The organism is Actinomadura sp. WMMA1423 (assembly GCF_006547145.1).
GTDB lineage: Bacteria > Actinomycetota > Actinomycetes > Streptosporangiales > Streptosporangiaceae > Spirillospora.
Map to the genome: position 1 here is coordinate 7,198,027 of NZ_CP041244.1, position 19,529 is coordinate 7,217,555.

The following is a 19,529-nucleotide window of genomic DNA, read 5'->3' on the forward strand; positions in this document are numbered from 1 at the left end:
ATGGCCGGGAACTGGCCCGGCTTCCAGTAGTGTAGCGGCTTCTTCGGGGTGGGTCAGCCGGAGGCGACCTGGGCGGCGATGGAGCGGGCCGTGTCGGAGTCGGGGCCGGGCTGCTGGACGAAGACGGCGGCGCGGTAGTAGCGCAGTTCCTGGATGCTCTCGGTGATGTCGGCCAGGGCGCGGTGGCCGCCCTTCTTCTCCGGGCTGGCGAAGTAGACGCGCGGGTACCAGCGCCGGGCCAGTTCCTTGATCGAGGAGACGTCGACCATGCGGTAGTGGAGGTGGGAGTCCAGGGACGGCATGTCGCGGGCGAGGAAGGAGCGGTCGGTCGCGATGGAGTTGCCGCACAGGGGGGCCTTCTTGGCGTCCTTGACGTGGCCCTTGATGTACTTGAGGACGGTGTCCTCGGCCTCGGCGAGGGTGACGCCGCCGGGGAGCGCTTTCAGCAGGCCGGACGTGGTGTGCATGTCGCGGACGACCTTGGTCATCTGGGTGACCGACTCGGGCGGGGGTTTGATCACTACGTCGACGCCCTCGTCCAGGATGTTGAGCTCGCTGTCGGTGACCAGTGCGGCTATCTCGATGAGCGCGTCGTTGCGCAGGTCAAGTCCCGTCATCTCGCAGTCGATCCAGACCAGCCGCTCGTTCATGCACTAACCCTACGGCCATGAACGACTGCGCGGGGCATCGCGGGCGTTCGATTTAGGAGGTCACGCGCCGGGTGATATGTCCGGGGACGGGGATGCCCGGACGGAGCAGGGGATCGGGGGCGGGCGCGCCGAACGCCTGGCGGACGGGCACGACGCCGGCCCAGACGTCGAGGGCGTAGTCCTCGTCCTCGTCTCCTGGCGGGCCCTGCCGCACCTTCACGGAGGCCTCGTCAAGGGAGAGCGCCAAGACGGCGACGGCGGCCAGTTCCTTGCGGTTGGGGTGGCGGGCCACGTCCCATTGGCCGGGGGTCAGTTGCTCGGTGATGACGCGGAGGCCGGTCAGCTTCTCCTCGGGGTCGTCGACGAGGCGGGGCGTCCCGTAGACGACGGCGCTGCGGTAGTTGATCGAGTGGTGGAACAGGGACCGGGCCAGGACGAGCCCGTCCAGATGGGTGACCGTCACGCAGATGTCCTGGGAGGGGCCGGCTCTGAGGCTGCTCGCTCCGGTGGAGCCGTGTAGGTAGAGGGTGTCGTCCAGGCGGCCGTAGCCGGTGGGGATGACGCGGGGCGAGCCGTCCACGATGAGGCCGAGATGGCAGATCATGCCCTCGTCGAGGATCTCGTGGAGGACGGCGCGGTCGGTGCCGGCGCGTTCCGGTAGGCGGCCCAGGCGGGTGCGGGCGGTCGCGGAGAGCGGGTTCATGTCCGTTTACGCTAGGAGGCAAGTGGCCTGGCAGGTATGGCCACTTGGCGCGTATAGCGGGTGACCACTTTGTCGATCGATCTACCTCTCTCCGTGGAGCGGGACGCACAGGAGCCGATGAGCGCGCAGCTCGTCGCGCAGTTGCGTGCCGCCATGGGGGAGGGACGTCTTGCCGCGGGTGAGCGGCTTCCGTCCAGTAGGGCGCTGGCAGTTCTGCTGGGTGTCAGCCGGACGGTCGTGACCGAGGCCTATGAGCAGCTCTACGCGGAAGGGTGGCTCGAAGGGCGGCACGGGTCCGGTACGTATGTGACCGAGGGAGTCACCGCTCCTATGCCGGCGCCCCAGGTAGTGGAGATGAGACCGGTGAGGAGGGCGGCGGCCCTACACGAGATCGACCTGAGGCCCGGTCTCGCCTGGATCGGGGCGCTGGACACACCCGCGTGGCGCAGGGCATGGCGGCTCGCTTCGGGGATGCCGCCGCAGCAGCGTCAGGACCCGCACGGTCTGCCTGGCCTAAGGCAGGCGCTCGCCGAGTACATCAGGCGTAGCCGGGGCGTGACGTGTCCTGTGGACGGGCTGCTGGTCACGCGTGGAGCGACGAACGGGCTCGATCTGCTTGCCGCGACCGTAGTTCGCCCTGGAGACCGGGTCGGTGTGGAGGAACCCGGCTACAGCAGAGCACGCGCGGTCCTAAGCGGACGTGGCGCGGAGCTCGTTCCCTGCCCGGTGGACGAGCACGGCCTCGTTGTGGACGGGCTGCCCGATGACCTGCGCCTCGTCTATACGACGCCCTCGCACCAGTTCCCCATGGGCGGTGTGCTGCCCGTCCCGCGCAGGCAGGCCCTGCTGGCGTGGGCGCGGCGCAACGGGGCGCTCATCGCCGAGGACGACTACGACGGGGAGTTCCGCTACGACGTTGCGCCCCTGCCCGCGCTCTACGGCCTCGACCCGGAGGTCGTCGTCTACCTGGGCACGACCGCCAAGATCCTCACCGCGGACATGGGGGTCGGCTGGCTGGTCGGCCGTCCCGACCTGGTGGCGGAGGTGGCGCTCCGGAGGGAGGCGTTGAACGACCGCACCGCCGTCGTCCCGCAGGACGCGTTGAGACTCCTCCTGGAACGGGGCGACCTGGACCGGTACGTCCGCCGGATGCGCGCGGAGTACGCCCGGCGCCGCGAGGTGGTCGTCCAGGCGCTGGACGGCCTTCCCCTGCGCGGCGACACGGCCGGCCTGCACCTGGTGGTCGACGTCGCGGAGCCGGTGGCCGCGCGCGCCGCGCGGGAGGCGGCGCGGCGCGGCGTCCTGGTGGAGACGCTGGACCGCCACCACATGGGGCCGGTGAGCGCCTCCGGCCTGGTGATCGGCTACGGCTCCGCCGCCACCCTCGCCGAGCTGCGCGAGGGTTGCGAGATCGTCCGGACGCTCGCCCTGTAGCGGTCAGTTCGACAGGGCGCTCGGTCCGACCGGGACGGGCTCCGCCGCGGGGTGCAGCGGCCCCGGGCGCGAGGCCGGGGCGTCGGCCGACGCCGTACGGACGGGCTCGGAAGCGCGCACGGACTCCGACGTACGGACGGGTTCCTGCGTGCGCGGCCGCGGCGGTACCAGCCTGGGTCCGGCGGGGACGCCGGGCAGGCGGGGCTTCGGGAAGGGGGCGACCGGGGTGTCGGGTCCGGTGATGCGCCGGACGTCGATCCCGCCCGGGTCGGGACGGTCCAGGAGCGGTACCTGGGACGCGCCGTAGTGCCCGCCGCGCGCCCAGTCCCTGCGGCCGCGCTGCGCGTGGTACGACTGCGGCGACGGCAGCGGGGGACCGGCGGGCCAGCGCCGCGTCACCCCCCACGCCTCCAGCCACTGGACGATCGCGTCGACCCCGGTGAGCGGCGATCCGGTGAACGGCGACCGCGACTGGGCCACCACCATGATCTGCGCGCAGACGCGGCCCTCCCGCCCGACGGCGCCGCCGAGCAGCCGGGCCGCGCGGGTGATGGGCAGGAGCTGGATGATCTCACCGGTGCCCGGGTGCCAGACGAGGTGGGCGGGGCGGTCCTCCTTCAGCAGGTCGGCGGCCACCGAGCGCGCGGAGACGGTGTGCGGGTCGTGCTCCCCGGCGCACCAGACCGCGCGCGGGGCACCCCCTCGCAACGTTCCGCCGTCGTTATGCGCCGGCATGCGGCCGGCTCTTGGCAGCCATGCGTCTGCCACGGTGCGTCCCCCCAATCGGGCGGTCGGGCCCCGAGTGGTCTCAGTTACTTCTCTTAGTCCAGCGAGGACCTGTAAGTCCAGCCCGCCGCCTCCTGGGCGGGATGACGGCTGCCGACCTTCTCGCCGGATTAGAGCCGGTTCGATCGGGTAGTGCAGCCGGGCACCCCGCGTGTCCGAGCATTCCACCTTGTGTCACCTTTTTCCTCCCGGGTGTTCGGTCGAATTGCTCACCCTGGGCGGAAGACGGCCTGAGGGTCCCCGCGTTCGCGCAGGTCATCGCCGAGTCTGAAGAACGGATGACAGGCGGCTGGAAGTCGGCCGGAAGTGGCCGGGCGTCACGCACCGCACGGGCGGTACCCGGGTGGGGTTCACACTCGCGACCGAGCCGCGTTCTAATAGTGCGTCATGACCGTTGACGCAGAACTGCCCGCCGGGGTGCCCGGTATCGACGTCCCCCGGCTGGCGGCCTGGCTGGCCCGTGAGCTGCCCGGATCTGGACGGATCAGCGCGATCGACCTGATCGCGGGCGGGCGTTCGAACCTCACGTACGGCATCACCCTGGCCGGCGGCCGCCGCGTCGTGCTGCGCAGGCCGCCGCTCGGGCACGTGCTGCCGACGGCGCACGACATGGGCCGCGAGTACCGCGTGCTGTCGGCCCTCGGCCGCGGAACGGCGGTCCCGGTGCCGACGACGCTGGCGTTCTGCGACGACGACGAGGTCATCGGCGCCCGCTTCTACCTCATGGACTTCGTCGAGGGGCGCGTCCTGCGCACACGGGAGGACGCCGCCGACATCACCCCCGAGCAGGCGCGGGGCCTCAGCGACGCGCTCGCCGAGGCGCTCGCCGCGATCCACACCGTCGACGTGGAGGCCGTCGGGCTGGGCGACTTCGGACGTCCGAGCGGTTACATGGAGCGCCAGCTCAAGCGGTGGGGCAAGCAGTGGGACAGCTCGCAGGAGGCCGTCCGCGCGACGGGCCACACCCGCGACCTGCCCGAATACGACCGGCTGGTCGCGCGGCTGGCCGAGCGGCTGCCGGCGGACGCGCCGGCGCGGCTCGTCCACGGCGACTTCCGGCTCGACAACGCGCTCGCCCGGCTGGAGCCGCGCCCGGAGATCGCGGCCGTCGTCGACTGGGAGATGTCGACGCTCGGCGACCCGCTGTCCGACCTCGGGCTGACGCTCGTCTACTGGGCCGAGGCGGCCGACGCCGAGCAGCTCCCGGTCGGCGCCACCATCACCTCCGCGCCCGGCTTCCTCACCCGCCGCGAATTCGCCGGACGGTACGCCGAGCTGACCGGCTTCGACCTCGCCGACCTCGACTTCTACGTCGCGTTCGCGTGTTTCAAGCTCGCGGTCATCCTGGAGGGCATCCACGCCCGCTACCTGCAGAAGGCCACGGTCGGCGAGGGCTTCGACCAGATCGGCGGCGGCGTCCCGGTCCTGCTGGAGCGCGCCCACCGCACCCTCGACGCGGGCTCCGTCTGGTAGCGGAGTCTGGTAGCGGCGCCCGGCGCGCCCCGGCTCAGCAGCGGTAGGTGACCGTCGCCGAGGCGCCGGACGAGAAGTACACGGTTCCGGTCTGCTGGCCGAAGCAGAAGCCGGAGGCCCGCGACACCCGCACCCCGCCGCTCTCGCCCGCGTCGAGGTGACCGGAGCCGCCCGCCCTGACCGGCCCGGACGTGCCGGTGACCCGCCAGTCCACGAAGCCTCCCGAGGCGCTGACCCTGACGGTGCAGGAGCCGCTCCTGCCCATGTCGCAGCCGCTCACCGACAGCGTGCCCGGCTGCGGCGGCTTCGGCGCGCTGGTCGTGGGAGGCGCCGGCGGCCTGCTCGTCGTCGCCGGCGGCTTCGAGGCCGTCTTGGACGCCGTGGGGGACGGCGACTTCGACGGTGACTTCGACTCGGTCGGGGACGGGCTCGGCGACGTGGGGGACGTCGGGTCGGTCGGGACCGGCTCCGGCACGGTCGACCCCCCGGGCGGGGTGCTGCCGCCGGGCGACACGGGACCGGTCGCGGACGCGTTCCTGCTGTCGTCCCCGCCGCCGAGCCACGCCATCGCGCCGCCGAACAGCACCAGGACACCGACGCCCACCGCGGCGACCGCGAGCAGCGGCCCGCGCCGCCGCGCGGGCGCGCGGTCCCGGGCGCGCGGCGCGGTCTGCTGGTAGGGGAGCGGCCAGCCGTACTCGTCGAACGGCTCGGTCCAGGCGGCGATGGCGCGGCGGTTGCCGGCCCGGTCCTCGGCGGTCGCGGCGGTCAGCACGTCCAGCCGCAGGTCGGCGGGGATCGCCGCGATCGGCAGCACCGACAGCAGCCGGTCCGGCGGCACCGGCGGTGTCTCGCGCGCCCCGCAGACCGGGCAGTTGTCGACGTGCCGGACGAGCGCCGCCGACGTCTGCGGGGACAGCGGCCACGACTCGGTCAGCGCCGCGACGCTCGGGCAGTCCTTCCAGTGGTTCTGCGCGATGACGGACGCGCGCAGCGCGGCGGCGAGGTCCTCGCGGGCCTTCTCCGCCAGGGCGAGGGTCTCCTCCAGCGGCATGCCGAAGATGCCGGACAGGTCCACCTCGTCCAGCTCGTGGCGGACCGACAGGTCGATCGCCTCGCGCTGCCGCCCGTTCAGCGCGGCGAGCGCGCTGTGCGCGAGCAGGCGGCGCTCCTCGCGGCGGGCGAGCTGCTCGGAGGTCAGCTCGTCCTCGGCCTCCGGCGCCTCCTGCCCGGTGTGCCGGTTCGGGCTGTCGCGGCGCCGCATGCACTCCTTGCGGGCGATCGCGTAGAGCCAGCCGCGCAGCCGCTCCGGCTCGGTGAGCCGGTCCACGTGCTCGCGGGCGGAGATGACGGTGTTGCGCAGGGCCCCGGCCGCCTCGACGCGGTCGCGCAGCAGGCCGTGGCAGTAGTCGAAGAGGAACGGCGCGTAGGTGTCGTAGACCTCGGTCAGCGCGATGACGTCCCCGGCTCGCAGCGAGTCCGCCAGCCTGAGGTCGTCATTCTGCGCGGCCCCTGGCTCACCGGCCACGGGAACCCTCCAGACGAGTTCGGTGTTGTGATCTGCCCCCGGACGAGTCCCGGCGCGTGCCGGCCGACTCGGTTGCCTGATCTTGCCACCAAGTTGCTGGAATTTCTCCCTTATGGGTGGATATCAGTGACGGATCACGTACGCGCCGTGTCCGTATCGCCTTGTGAGACGGCCCTTGCGCACTCCGACGTGATCTGGATCACTCTTGCGTCAGCGGCGCCCCTGGCCGTTCCCGCCACCGCTTCCGTCGTCCGGCGGGCATGACAGCGTCACGGTGCGCGCCTCCCCGTTGGAGAACGCGACCGTTCCGGAACCCCCGGGCGGGTTGCAGACCCCGCTGACCCGGGCGTAGCCGACCTCGCCGTTGCGCAGCGTGCCGCCGCCGCTGGCGCTCAGACCGCCGGACGCGCCCGCGACCGACCAGGTCGCCGTCCCGCCGACGGCCCGCACCGCGATGTTGCAGCTGCCCGGGCCCGCGCCCTCGATCGTGCAGGAGCCGATGGACAGCCGGCCGGCCTTCGGCTGGGTCCGGGTCGCGGTCGGGCTGGGCGAGCGCGGCCGCTCCCGCGTCCTCGTCGGGGTCGGCGTCGGCGAGGTCGTCGTCGGCGTCGGGGTCGCCGACCGCGTGGGCGTCGGGGTGTCGGACGGCTCCTCGGACTCGGTCGGGGAGGACGGCTCGACGACGGACGCCGACGCCCCGCCCGAGGGACCCTCCGCGGCCGTCCGCTCGCCGGACGAGCCGGACATCAGGTAGTACGCCGCGGCGACGACCACGATCACGGCGGCGGCCGCGGCCAGCGCCGCCCACACCCCGCGCGGACCGCTGCCGCCCTCGGAGGCGGCGGCGCGCACGGGCTCCTGCTCGACCATGCCGGGCCAGCCCCAGGCGTCGAACGGCTCGGCCGCGCGCGCGATGGCGGCGAGGTCGGAGGCGAGCGCCGGGTCGGTCGCGGTCGCCATCACGTGCCCGCGCAGGTCGTTCGGCATCATCGCGACCGGGAGCACCTGGAGCAGGCGCGCCGCGGAGACGGTGCGGTCGCGCCGCGGCCCGCAGATCCCGCACGCCCCGATGTGCTGGACGAGCCTGCGGACGACCGGCGGCGGCAGCGGCCACCCGGCGTCGTCGGCGATCGCGGCGACCTCGGGGCAGGCGTCGCGTCCCGTGCGGGCGATGTAGGCGGCGGCGAGCGACTCGTCCAGGCGGGCGCGGGCCTCGGCGGTCAGCCCCGCCGCCTGGTCCGCGTCCATGCCGAGGACCCCGCCGACCTCGTCGGCGTCCAGGCCGTGCCGCAGCATGAGGTCGAGCGACTCGCGCTCGCGCCCGCGCAGGCCGGACAGCGCGGCGTGGACGAGCCGCCGGGCCTCCTGCCGCCGCGCCTGCTCCGCCTCGTCGAGGAAGCCGTCCTCGACCTCGGGCGCCTCGTGCCGCTGCGCGGGACGGCCCGGGTCGCGCAGCCGCCGCATGCACTCGTTGCGGACGAGCGCGTACAGCCAGCCGCGGAAGCGGTCGGGCTCGCCCAGCCCGGACACGTGCGCGTAGGCGGCGATGAGCGCGTCGTGGAGCGCGCCGGCCGCCTGGTCCTGGTCGCGCAGCAGCGCGTGGCAGTAGTCGTAGAGGCGGGCCGCGTAGCGGTCCATGACCTGGATGAGGGCGCTCGGATCACCCGCCGCCAGCGTCCGCGCCAGGCGCTCGTCGTCGGTGCGGTCGAGACTGGGCCAACCGGACACGAAGTCCTCCCGCGGGCTGTGCTCGGAATCCTCGTCCGGGCGTCCGGGACGCCGGGGACGGGCTGGAAGATCTCAGAGGGAGCGGTTCGCCTCCCCCGCCCCGGTCGGTCGTCCGACCGGCGGCCGCCTCCCCGTCACGGGCCAGGGAGGGAAGTAGGTCGGAGGCCCGACGGCCCCGCTCCCCGTCGGGCCTCCACATAGATTGACGATCGATCCCCGCGTCCGGTTGACACCGAACGCGGGGAAAAATCAAGAACTACCTGGCGCATCCGGAAGATCACCGAATGGTGATCACTGGATCCGGCGGGACAGCATCCTCAGGAAGATCCTGGAGATCTCGCCGGGCGTCATGGCGATCTGCACGTTCCCGTTCGTCGCCGCGGCGATCTGCTCGAGCTCGTTCTTGTCCACGCCCTTGCCGAACCCGATCATGTTCACCTGGATCGGCTTGTTCGGGTCCTGCATGTCCTTGAGCTGCTTCAGCGTGTCCTTCAGCGACGGGCCGTCCGGGTCGTCGTTCTTGCCGTCGGTGAGCAGCAGGATCGAGTTGCCGAACTCCGGCTTGTAGGAGTCGTTCATCGACTTGTACGCGGCCAGCATCGTCCGGTACAGGCCGGTGTCGCCGTTCGGCTTCGGCTGCATCTGGTTGAGCGTCGACAGGACGAGGCCGCGCCTCGTGTTGGACCCGATCCGCTCGCCGAGCGGTCCGACCGACACCGTCTCCTTGTACGGCTGCTTGCCGTTCATGTTCGTCGAGAACAGCCACTGGCCGAGCTCGGTGTCGTTGGACATCATGCTGAGCCCGCCCTGCGACACCTGCGCGATCGCCTGGAGCCGGTTGACGTTCGGCCCGACCTTCTCGGCCATCGACCCGGACACGTCGATCAGCGTCAGCATGCGCAGGCCGAGCGACAGCTTCGACCACGCCTGCATGACCTTCGCGACGTCCTCGCTCTTCGGCGCGGGAAGCTGCCGCGGCCGGGCCGGGCTGACCCCGGTCGCCTGCCCGAACCCGGACGGCGCCTTGCCGTCGGCCGCCCGGAACCCCGCGTCGAGGACGTCCTTGCGGGTCGCCTCGGTCCGCATCGCCTGCTCCAGCAGGCGGGCGCCCTTGGCCTGCGCGCCGTCCTTGGCGGTGACGGTGAACGGGTAGTCCATCGACAGCGTGCCCTCGATCGGGTACAGCGCCACCGCGGGCTCGGCCGGCTTGGTCCGGTTGTAGGCGTAGAGCGCCTGCTCCGACGACAGCGAGATCGGCTGCTTGCCGGTGCGGTCCTTGCGGAAGTGCTCGAACTCCGCCTTGGTGTCGGTGACGGTGCTCTCCCGGACGGTCCGCACGATGCCGGTGAAGATCGAGTCCCGGTTCGGGTCGTTCGCCAGCAGCGTGCTCGTGACCATCAGCGAGCCCATGCCCGCGGCGTTGCGCATCGGGTCGGGCACGACCAGGCGCACCGTCCCCGCCGGGATCATCTGGTTCTTGGTCACCGCGCCGCCCGCGACGCCGCCGGCGGCCTTCAGCAGGTTGTCCCACGACGGGCTGGCCGTGATGCCCTGCTTCTTCAGCTCCACCGCGAGCGTCCGCGGCAGCCCCACCACGATCGGGCTGCTCGCCAGCGAGGTCTTGGTGGACACGACGCCGCTCTTGTCGCCGTTCTCACCCTCGGTCTGCGCCAGCGAGATCCACAGGGACGAGTCGGGGATCCACACGTCCGGCCGGTCGTTCGCCACGGCCTGCCCGGACAGCAGCGTCGTCACCGCCGCCGGCTCGACCCTCTTCACGGTCGCCTTGACGCACTTGCCGTCGACCTTGTGCTTGCCGTCGTTGAACCGTCCGGCGGCCTTCTCCACGACGGGCGCGATGTCGGGCGCCGCCGCGACGGACAGGTTCATCGCGCCGTCGCCGGAGCAGCCGCCGCCACTCTCGGCGAACGCGTAGACGCCGACGCCGAGCAGCAGCGCCAGGCCCACGGCCCCGGCCATCGGCCCGATCAGCGCGGTCGCGCTGCGCTTGCGCTTGCGGCGCCCGTACTCGTAGCCGCCGGACCCACTGCCATGACCACCGGAACCGCCCGAGCCCCCGGACCCGCCGGAGTCGCCCGGCCCGCCGAAGTACCCCCCGGACTGGCCGCCGTCCGACCTGCTGATGGCGTCGTACTCGCTGTAGCCCGTCCCGGCCAGCGGCGAGGACCCCGGGGGAGGCCCCTGCGGGGACCCGGACCTCGGCTCCTCGCCGTACCGTCCCTGCCCGTAGCCGCCCGTACCGGACGCGGCCCCGTACGCGCCGGAGCCGTAGACCGGCTCCTCGGACGACTGCCGGGGCGTGAACCAATGGGGAGTCTCGCCGGACGCGCCCGGCGCCATGCCGGGCGGGGCCCCCTGCGGGCCGGCCTGGGGCTGGGCGAGCGGCTGGCCCTGGCTGTCCCGCGACCCGAACCAGTCGGACGACCCGTCGTTGGCCGGGCCGAAAACGGGCCGGGACGGGTCGTACCCGCCCTCAGCCCCCTCTGGGAAGTCATTGCGATGACGTCCGCTCACGGCTGCCCTCGATTCACCTGAAACCCGCCGATGTTCCCCGGCACTGTAGTAGTACGCCCCAGAGGTTACAAAGGACTCAAAACCGATAATGACGCAGGTCATGAGTGTTGAGCCCGACGACCCTGGCAACGTACACGACCGTCACGCCAGCGATCGATGCGGTACGAGGGGATGTGGAGTATGCCGCAGGATGGGACATATGGACCCGCCCACGGCCGGATCCGGCCGCGACGCGACCGGGCCACTGGGTGACCCGGCCGGGCGCACGCGGCCGGGCCACCGCGCGCCCGGCGGCAGACTTGGGGGATGGCCAGCCTGATCCCCGTCTCCGACCCCGCCGACCCGCGCCTGGCGGACTACGTCCGGCTCCGCGACGTCAACCTCCGCAAGAGTCTGGAGGCCGAGCACGGCCTGTTCATCGCCGAGGGCGAGAAGGTGATCCGCCGCGCCGTCGCGTCCGGCCACCCCGTCCGCTCCCTGCTGACGACGCGCCGCTGGACCGAGCAACTGGCCGACCTACTGGACGCCCTCGACGCCCCCGCCTACCTGGTAGACGACGCCACGATGGAAACCATCACCGGCTTCCAGGTCCACCGAGGCGCCCTGGCGTCTGTGGAACGCCTGCCCCTACCGCCCGTCGAAAAGGTCCTCACCGGGGTCCGCAGCGCCGGCCACTACGAGGAGGTTGCCGACCACCCCAACGTCGGGATGTCTGCGCAGTCCACGCCTTTCCCTCGCCGGATCCTGGTCTTGGAGGACCTTGTCGATCACGGGAACGTGGGCGCCATATACAGATGCGCCGCGGCCTTGGGAATCGACGCCATCATCCTCTCTCCTCGCTGCGCGGACCCCCTTTACCGCCGGTCTGTCAAGGTCTCCATGGGCGCTGTCTTCGCCATTCCCTACGCCCGCATGACCAACTGGCACGACGACCTGGGCAAGTTGCGCGCGGCGGGATTCACACTGCTGGCCCTGACCCCCGACCAGACGGCCACACCAATAGACAAGGCATCGATAGGGGATCGCGTGGCCCTGATGCTCGGCTCGGAGGGCGACGGTCTGTCCTCTCACTGGTTGGACGAGGCAGACGAGTCGGTGTGCATCCCCATGAGCGGAGGCGCCATGTCCGCCGGCGTCGACTCTCTCAACGTCACCGCAGCCGCGGCCATCGCCTGCCACAGCCTCATGCGTCAGCAGAAGCGTCTGTAGATCAGCCCGCTTCGCCGCCCTGCCATGAGCACGTACCGCGACCAGTCGAGCGGGACCATGGGAGACTGAGCGGAAGGCCGCGCCCGACGAACGTGGGGGCGTGAACAGAGAGCTCCAGAGTGCGCCGTAACTTTGACCGCACATTCTGTTCCCAAGCGATTGAGCGCATCCGACCGACTTCTGGGAATGGTCGTCGGCTATCGGCTCCAGGCGAGCATGCGGATCGGGTCCTCGAGCATGTCTCCGACGTCGCGCAGGACGCGGGAGCCGAGTTCGCCGTCCACGATGCGGTGGTCGAACGAGAGCGCCAGGGTGGTCACCTTGCGGATCGCGAGTTCGCCTTCGTGCACCCATGGCATGTCCCTGACCTGGCCGAACGCCAGGATCGCGGACTCGCCCGGGGTGAGGATCGGGGTCCCGGTGTCCACCCCGAACACCCCGACGTTGGTGATCGTGATCGTCCCGTCGGACAGGTCGGCGGGGGACGCCTTGCCCGCGCGCGCTTTGGCCGCCAGCTCGTTGAGGGCGCGCGCGAGGCCCGGCAGGTCGAGGTCCTGCGCGTCCTTCACCTTGGGAACGATCAGGCCGCGCTCGGTGGCCGCCGCGATCCCCAGGTTCACGTAGCGCTTGACGACGATCTCGGCGCCGTTCGGGCCGTCCACCCACGTGGAGTTCACCATCGGGTTGCGCGCCACGGCGGTGAGCAGCGCGCGCGCCACCAGCAGGAGCGGCGACACCTTCACGTCCGCGAACTCGGGAAGCTCGCGGAGCCGCTTGACGGTCTGCATGGTCCGCGTCACGTCCACCTGGAGGAACTCGGTGACGTGCGGGGCGGTGAACGCCGAACCGGACGTCGCCGCCGCGGTCGCTTTGCGGACGCCCTTGACCGGGATCCGCTCCTCGCGCGGGCCCGCCTGGACGGGAGCCGCGGCGGGAGCCTCAGCCCCGGCCTGCGCGGCGAGGACGTCCTCGCGGGTGATGGAGCCCTGCGGGCCGGACCCCGTGATGGACGTGAGGTCCACCCCCAGGTCCTTGGCCAGCTTCCGGACGGGCGGCTTGGCCAGCGGCAGTCCGTTCCCCGAAGGACTCGGGTGCGGCACAGGCGGCGCTTGCGGGGCGGGCGCTGGTGCCGGGGCCGGGGCCGGGGCCGCCGGGGCTGCGGACGCCGGGGGCGCCGTGCCGTTGGCGGACTTGCGGGGACGGCGCTTGGTCGTCGCTTCCTTCACGCCGTAGCCCACCAGGACGGGCGTGCGCTTGGGCGGCGCCTCAGGCGACACCATGCCCGGCTCGTTGACCGTGGGGACGCCCTCCTCGCCGAGCGCGGCCGCCTGGGCCGGGGGCTCGGACACCGGCGTCGCGACGCCGCCCTCGCCGCCGGCGTCCACGGCGATGATCGGGACCCCGACGTCCACGGTCTGCCCCTCGGTGACCATCAGCTCGGTCACCACGCCCTCGTAGGGGCAGGGCAGCTCCACGATCGCCTTCGCCGTCTCGATCTCGACGATGGTCTGGTTCACCTCGACGGTGTCGCCGGGCTGGACGTGCCACTTGACGATCTCGGCCTCGGTCAGGCCCTCGCCCACGTCCGGCAGTTTGAACAGTCTGGGCTGGCTCACCGGCGTCACCACGCGAAGGTCCGGTCGACCGCGTCCAGGATGCGGTCGAGGTCGGGCAGGTAATGGTCCTCGATGCGCGACGGCGGGTACGGGGTGGAGAACCCGCCGACGCGCAGCACCGGCGACTCCAGCCGGTAGAAGCACTTCTCGGTGATCCGGGCGGCGAGCTCGGCGCCGTACCCGTTGAACACCGGCGCCTCGTGGACGACGACGCAGCGCCCCGTCCGGTTCACCGACTCGGTCACCGCGCCGATGTCGAGCGGGTTCAGCGAGCGCAGGTCGATGACCTCCAGGGACCGCCCCTCCTCCGCGGCGGCCGCGGCGGCCTCCAGGCACGTCTTCACCGAGGGCCCGTAGGCCAGCAGCGTCACGTGCTCGCCCGGCCGGACGACCCTCGCGCGGTGCAGCGGCGTCCAGTCGGTGGTGTCGGTGTCGACCTCCGCCTTGTCCCAGTACCGGCGCTTGGGCTCGAAGAAGATCACCGGGTCGGGGGAGGCGATGGACTGCTGGATCATCGAGTAGGCGTCCACCGGGTTCGAGCACGCGACCACGCGCAGCCCGCCGGTGTGGGTGAAGTACGCCTCGGGCGACTCCGAATGGTGCTCCACCGCGCCGATGCCGCCGCCGCACGGGATCCGGATGACGACCGGCAGTTCCAGCGCGCCCAGCGAGCGCATCCGCATCTTCGCCAGCTGGGTGATGATCTGGTCGGCGGCGGGGAACACGAACCCGTCGAACTGGATCTCCACCACCGGCCGGTAGCCGCGCAGCGCCAGCCCGATCGCGGTGCCGACGATGCCGGACTCCGCCAGCGGGGTGTCGATGACCCGCTCCTCCCCGAAGTCCTTCTGGAGGCCGTCGGTGATGCGGAAGACGCCGCCGAGCTTGCCGACGTCCTCGCCCATGACCAGGACCTTCGGGTCGTTCTCCATGGCCTTGCGCAGGCCCACGTTGAGGGCCTTGCCGAGTGTCAGGGTGCTCACTTCGACTCCTCCTCCAACGACGCGAGGTAGGCGGCGAACTGCTCCTGCTCCTCGGTCATCAGCGGGTGCTCGCCGGCGTACACGTTGTCGAACATCGACAGCGGCCCCGGGTCCGGCAGCGCCAGGCACGCCTCACGCAGTTCCTTGGTGATCTGCTTGGCCTCGGCCTCCACCCGCTCGAAGAACCCCGCGTCGGCCATGTCGCCCCGCACCAGGTACGCCTTGACGCGCTCGATCGGGTCCTTGAGCTTCCACGCCTCCTCCTCGGCCTTCAGCCGGTAGCGCGTGGGGTCGTCGGTCGTGGTGTGGGCGCCCATCCGGTACGTGTACGCCTCGACCAGGGTGGGGCCCTGGCCAGTCCGAGCGTTCTCCAGGGCCTTCCTGGTGACGGCGAGGCAGGCGAACACGTCGTTGCCGTCCACGCGTACACCCGGGAAGCCGAAACCCTGGGCCCGCTTGTAGAGCGGGATCCTCGACTGCCGCTCCAGGGGCTCGGAGATGGCCCACTGGTTGTTCTGGCAGAAGAACACGATCGGCGCGTTGAACACCGAGGCGAACACGAAGGACTCGTTCACGTCGCCCTGGGACGTGGCCCCGTCCCCGAAGTAGGCGATCGTGGCGCCCGCGGACGGGGTGCCGAGCACTCCGTCGCGCTGGATGCCCATCGCGTACCCGGTCGCGTGCAGCGTCTGGCTGCCGATCACGACGGTGTACAGGTGGAAGCCGTGCTCCTTCGGGTCCCAGCCGCCGTGGTTGATGCCGCGGAACATGCCGAGCAGCTTCAGCGGCTCAACCTCCCGGCACCACGCCACGCCGTGCTCCCGGTACGTCGGGAACACCATGTCGTTGGCCGACGCCGCCCGCCCGGAGCCGATCTGCGCCGCCTCCTGCCCCAGCAACGGCGTCCAGAGGCCGAGCTCGCCCTGCCGCGCCAACGCCACGGCCTCCACATCAATACGCCGCACGATCACCAGATCGCGGTACAGGCCGCGCACGTCCTCGGCACTGAGGTCCAGGGGGTAGTCCGGGTGCTCCACACGCACGCCCTCCGGCGTGAGCAACTGAACAGAATCAGGCCCACCAGCAGTCTCCCAACCATCGCGCACGGAATCGACCATCTCAACTAAACCTCAGAAGGGGGCGGGCGGGCAGCAGATCATCAAAGTCGCTAATGCGCGAGAAAGATTCGACTCCGGGACGCTGGGATTGTCTGGAGCGGTCGTGTGAACTCCAATAAGTTATCAATTTTGCGGCATCAATGAACCTCGTCGGTCACGGAACGATAATCTGCGTGGGAATCATTGAACGCTCCACCCTTTTCTGCTTCAAAGGGGGCGGGAGAGAGTATCACCTGGCCGGCGTAAGCCAGTCCGCCACCGAAGCCGAATAGGAGCACGGGTGCTCTCGGCGGGATTCGGTCCTGTTCGACGAGCTTTGACAGTGCCAGGGGGATGCTGGCCGCAGAGGTGTTGCCCGATTCCTGGATGTCAGTGGCAAGGATCGCGTTCACCGCGCCGAGTTGGGCTGCGAGCTTTTCGATGATCCTCAGGTTCGCCTGATGAAAGACCACGGCGGCCAGATCGGCCGGAGGGATGCCGGCCAGGTCGCAGGCGGCCCGCGCGTGCCGGGCCACTTCGGTCACGGCCCAGCGGAAGACCGTCGTTCCGTCCTGGGTGAAGCGTGGAGGGGTTCCCTCGATGAGGATCGCCCGTGCCTTCTCCGGAGCCGAGCCCCACACCACCGGGCCGATGCCCTGGGTCGCCGTCCGGCCCACGACCGCGGCTCCGGCACCGTCGCCGACCAGGACGCTGACCGATCGGTCGTCCCAGTCGGTGACGTCGCTGAGCTTGTCGGCCCCGATGACCAGTGCGTGTTCGGCGGCCCCGGAGCGAATGCTGTGATCAGCGATCGCGAGTGCGTGAGTGAAGCCTGAACAGGCCGTGTTCACGTCGATGACCGCGCAGTTGCGCAGATGCAGGTCCGCGGCCACCCGGGAGGCCATGTTCGGAGTTCGATCGATGGCCGTGCAGGTTGCGACCACGACCATTTCTACCGAGTCCAGTGGCAGCCGACTCCTGTCCAGAGCGTCCGCGCCTGCGCGGACAGCCATCTGGTCCACGGTCTCACTGGTCGAGGCAATGCGTCTACGTCGGATTCCCACCCGGCGGGTAATCCATTCATCGCTGGTGTCGATTCGAGCGGCGAGCTCGTCATTTGTCAAGACTCCATCGGGTTGATAGTGGCCCAGAGCGAGAACGCTCGATCCGTTCACGTTGATGATTCCCCTCTTGAATGGCCCTTCTGCGGGGCCAACCGCCGGTTGGTGCGTGACCGTCACTAGCTGCGATGATCAAAAGCTCGTCTTGTTCCCGCCCTTTTTGCGGCGGCAATTGCCTGAAATCCATGAAGTCCTGGTATTTCGATGATGAGCCTGCTGTCCAGCTGTGCTCGTCGTTCGCGCGCCTGGGAGTGCCTCCTGAGCAGCTCGGTGAACTCAGAAGCGAGCTTCTGTCGACCTTGGATGACACCTCTTCGCCACATGGCGTCGCGGGCGGGCAAGGTCAAGCCGCGGGCCTGAAGCGACCGAAAGTTGGTTTCCGGGGTCACCTCGAACCGGACGACCCCGCCGAACGGCATGCGTCGCGAATCACGGTGCCGCCGGCCCGGTTCGCTATGTCGCCGATTCTGCGCCAGCCTCGGATTGAGCAGTGGAAGCGGAGGCAGGCGTCCGTCATTGAACAGACTCGGCTGATTGTCTATGTGGCCGCCATCGGCGAGAAAGATCAGCTGCAGAGTCGCGGGGTCCTGGAAAACGGTGGGCAGGCAGGCGGGCCACTGGCTCATGGACACTCGGGCCCAGAAGGCCGGGCTGTGGTCGTCGATCTCATTCTTCAGCCACGGTAGATGCTCCCCTATAGTGTCGGGCACCCACACCTGCCGGAATCTACGCCAGGGAAACTGCCGACTGAAGAAGGCCCATCGGAAGGCGTGGTGGATGAACTCCGGATCGCGCAGCTGGGAACTCGTGCATCGCGTTGGAAAAGGTCTGTCCGTCCGCCACATCGATACGCAGATTCCGGCACGATGGGAAACGCCTGCGGGGGCTTGGCCGTCGTCGTACCGCAGGTCGCGAAAGGTTTGCACTCCCGCCCAGGCCAACCAGGCGGCCAGCCATTCTTCTACGGCAGCGATATCAAAGACACCGGCGAGGTCGAGGTTCTTGCGCTCGAACCATCGAAGTCCCTGCGCCGGCTTGAGGATCTTGTGAGTCGGTGCCCCGGCGTTCGCGATGCGACGCCAGTACCTGTTCAGCCCCACTGCAGCCGCGAGTCCGGGGATGGTGCCGCCCGAAGCCAGATCCCAGCGGACCGGCTCGCCGATCTCCTCCAGCACATGGGCCAGTCCGGCCTGCCAGCTGGCGCGAAACCCGCTCGACCCCAGAACCGCGATGAACGGGGCCCGGCCCGCAGGATGCTTCTCTCGCACATGTGCTCTATCCGAAGATGGGGGCTCCCAGAGGCTTCCAAGCGAGTCGGTGCCCGGATATTCCAGTTCTTTTTGCAAGAGGTCTTCGTGGATCATCGATCTCGCTTGTTGTTGTCTGGCATACGCCAAATCAGACGGCCGAAGATTTCAGGTGAGCTCGATCAGGCGACGGTGGTCACTCCGTGCGGGCATGCGGCAATCGCGGCCACGCGGGTTCGAATAGAGCTTTTCGGGCTCCTGGGGTTGCTCCTGCTGCCTGCTGGTCAAGCTTTGTGGAAGCTCGAGACTCGCTCCCGCCGTACTGAGCGTGTGAAGTCTCTTCGATCATTCACCGCTCACCAGAAATGTCGTCATGGCGCTCGCAGCGTGTGACGCATGCAGTCGTGTGTGATGGCGGGAAGTGAGCCCGCGTCGAGACGATGTGACGCCGGCGGCATCGTTGGTCCACCTCGATGACTCCGTAACGTACTTGAACGGGTTAGTACGTTACGACACCAACATCCTGGCCGCAACAGGCTTCTCCGTATCAGTGCGTTACGCTTCGGAGGTCCGGTGCGGGCGAGGCGATGTCATCCGCATCGTTGATCGATTTGGTCCGCGCCGGTGCCGTGGTGGTGCGGGGAGGGCGCCCATCAACCACGGGCCGAGCATGATGAGGCGGGTGCGCGGGCAGGTCGGGCAGTCCATGCCCATCGGTGGGAGCAAAACTGCGACGGGCTGGCCGAGTGACCGTGACCGGCGACGTCGGCGACCTCATGACGTGCTATTTCGGCCCAGTACGTTATGACATTCCACGCTCGATCGCAACGGACATGTCAATGTCAGTGCGTTACCATGCGGGCATGGCAGTGACAGTCGAGGTGATGCCGCTAGCGTCGTTGGTCGACCTGGTCAACGAGTTCGGCACCGTGCCTCGTGAGGTCGCCGGAGAGCAGGACCATGCCTTCCCGCCGGCCGACGGGTTGCGGCTCGGAATCCCCGATGAACTCACCCGTGACCTTCAGGACGGGTCGCTCCAACGCGTCGCCGACGAGGTGTACCCGGTCTTCTCCGCCACTGCCCCGTACGAGTGCGCGCGGCAGGTCACCAAGCTCCTCGCCGCCTCCAGGGTCTCCCCGTTGATGACCCTCGTCGACGACCAACTGACGGCCACCTGGTCGACCGACGCACCTGATCAGGCCGTGGTCGCCGCCGCGGCCCTGGCGTTCCGGGACCACCTCGGGAAGAACGGCTTCGGACGCCTCGGCGTCTGCACCGCCCCCAACTGCGCTGACGTCTTCATCGACGCCTCACCCACACGTGACCGCCGGTACTGCTCGGTTACCTGCCAGAGCCGGGTCAGAGCCGCCGCATTCCGGAGCCGTCGCGCCCGCACGGCCTGAGCTCCGCACGTCAAGG

Annotated in this window: 15 protein-coding genes; 4 read left to right on the plus strand and 11 right to left on the minus strand. The window is 70.2% G+C overall.

Annotated elements, in window-relative coordinates; all coding sequences use genetic code 11:
• Positions 1-53: 53 nt before the first annotated feature.
• Both orn and FKD65_RS33465 read right to left on the minus strand, forming a co-directional pair.
• Entirely contained in the window at positions 54-650 is a 597-nt protein-coding gene (gene orn / locus FKD65_RS33460; protein ID WP_141582363.1) for an oligoribonuclease, read from the minus strand.
• A 52-nt stretch (positions 651-702) separates the two neighbouring features.
• Positions 703-1,353 (minus strand): pyridoxamine 5'-phosphate oxidase family protein, encoded by a 651-nt coding sequence (locus FKD65_RS33465; RefSeq protein WP_141582365.1) that lies wholly within the window; start codon positions 1,351-1,353, stop codon positions 703-705.
• A 117-nt stretch (positions 1,354-1,470) separates the two neighbouring features.
• On the opposite strand from FKD65_RS33465, the gene FKD65_RS33470 reads away from it, so the two are divergent.
• Complete coding sequence (locus tag FKD65_RS33470; RefSeq protein ID WP_141582367.1) at positions 1,471-2,787, plus strand: PLP-dependent aminotransferase family protein; 1,317 nt, start codon at positions 1,471-1,473, stop codon at positions 2,785-2,787.
• A 3-nt stretch (positions 2,788-2,790) separates the two neighbouring features.
• Here FKD65_RS33470 and FKD65_RS33475 read toward each other — a convergent pair whose 3' ends face one another.
• Positions 2,791-3,522 (minus strand): hypothetical protein, encoded by a 732-nt coding sequence (locus FKD65_RS33475; RefSeq protein ID WP_205718327.1) that lies wholly within the window; start codon positions 3,520-3,522, stop codon positions 2,791-2,793.
• Positions 3,523-3,960: 438 nt separating this feature from the next.
• On the opposite strand from FKD65_RS33475, the gene FKD65_RS33480 reads away from it, so the two are divergent.
• Positions 3,961-5,046: a phosphotransferase family protein gene (locus tag FKD65_RS33480; RefSeq protein WP_141582369.1), complete on the plus strand. Its 1,086-nt coding sequence runs from the start codon at positions 3,961-3,963 to the stop codon at positions 5,044-5,046.
• Positions 5,047-5,080: 34 nt separating this feature from the next.
• On the opposite strand, the gene FKD65_RS33485 is transcribed toward FKD65_RS33480, so the two are convergent.
• From FKD65_RS33485 to FKD65_RS33495, 3 genes are all read right to left on the minus strand, one after another.
• On the minus strand, positions 5,081-6,574 hold the full coding sequence (locus tag FKD65_RS33485) for an RNA polymerase sigma factor (RefSeq protein WP_141582371.1): 1,494 nt from the start codon (positions 6,572-6,574) through the stop codon (positions 5,081-5,083).
• Between the two features lie 210 nt (positions 6,575-6,784).
• A complete protein-coding gene (locus FKD65_RS33490; protein WP_141582373.1) occupies positions 6,785-8,302 on the minus strand; it encodes an RNA polymerase sigma factor in 1,518 nt (505 codons plus the stop codon).
• Between the two features lie 291 nt (positions 8,303-8,593).
• Positions 8,594-10,837 (minus strand): substrate-binding domain-containing protein, encoded by a 2,244-nt coding sequence (locus FKD65_RS33495; protein ID WP_141582376.1) that lies wholly within the window; start codon positions 10,835-10,837, stop codon positions 8,594-8,596.
• A gap of 306 nt (positions 10,838-11,143) precedes the next feature.
• Between FKD65_RS33495 and FKD65_RS33500 the strand changes: the two genes are divergently transcribed.
• Complete coding sequence (locus FKD65_RS33500; RefSeq protein WP_141582378.1) at positions 11,144-12,046, plus strand: RNA methyltransferase; 903 nt, start codon at positions 11,144-11,146, stop codon at positions 12,044-12,046.
• A gap of 197 nt (positions 12,047-12,243) precedes the next feature.
• Here FKD65_RS33500 and FKD65_RS33505 read toward each other — a convergent pair whose 3' ends face one another.
• The 5 genes from FKD65_RS33505 to FKD65_RS33525 all read right to left on the minus strand — a co-directional run bounded on the left by FKD65_RS33505 (position 12,244) and on the right by FKD65_RS33525 (position 18,227).
• The gene (locus FKD65_RS33505; protein WP_240809720.1) at positions 12,244-13,662 is read right to left on the minus strand and encodes a dihydrolipoamide acetyltransferase family protein; all 1,419 of its coding nucleotides are present in this window, start codon (positions 13,660-13,662) and stop codon (positions 12,244-12,246) included.
• 5 nt (positions 13,663-13,667) lie between these two features.
• Positions 13,668-14,645 (minus strand): alpha-ketoacid dehydrogenase subunit beta, encoded by a 978-nt coding sequence (locus FKD65_RS33510; RefSeq protein ID WP_141579261.1) that lies wholly within the window; start codon positions 14,643-14,645, stop codon positions 13,668-13,670.
• Positions 14,642-15,763, minus strand: a complete 1,122-nt coding sequence (pdhA, locus tag FKD65_RS33515) for a pyruvate dehydrogenase (acetyl-transferring) E1 component subunit alpha (protein ID WP_141582382.1) — start codon at positions 15,761-15,763, stop codon at positions 14,642-14,644. Before pdhA ends, FKD65_RS33510 begins: the two co-directional genes overlap by 4 nt.
• A 137-nt stretch (positions 15,764-15,900) precedes the next feature.
• Positions 15,901-16,917, minus strand: a complete 1,017-nt coding sequence (locus tag FKD65_RS33520; protein WP_141587233.1) for a beta-ketoacyl-ACP synthase 3 — start codon at positions 16,915-16,917, stop codon at positions 15,901-15,903.
• A 65-nt stretch (positions 16,918-16,982) separates the two neighbouring features.
• Positions 16,983-18,227, minus strand: coding sequence for a patatin-like phospholipase family protein (locus FKD65_RS33525; RefSeq protein ID WP_141582384.1), 1,245 nt, complete (start codon positions 18,225-18,227; stop codon positions 16,983-16,985).
• 746 nt (positions 18,228-18,973) lie between these two features.
• Here FKD65_RS33525 and FKD65_RS33530 point away from each other — a divergent pair.
• Positions 18,974-19,513, plus strand: a complete 540-nt coding sequence (locus FKD65_RS33530) for a CGNR zinc finger domain-containing protein (protein ID WP_205718328.1) — start codon at positions 18,974-18,976, stop codon at positions 19,511-19,513.
• Positions 19,514-19,529: the final 16 nt, after the last annotated feature.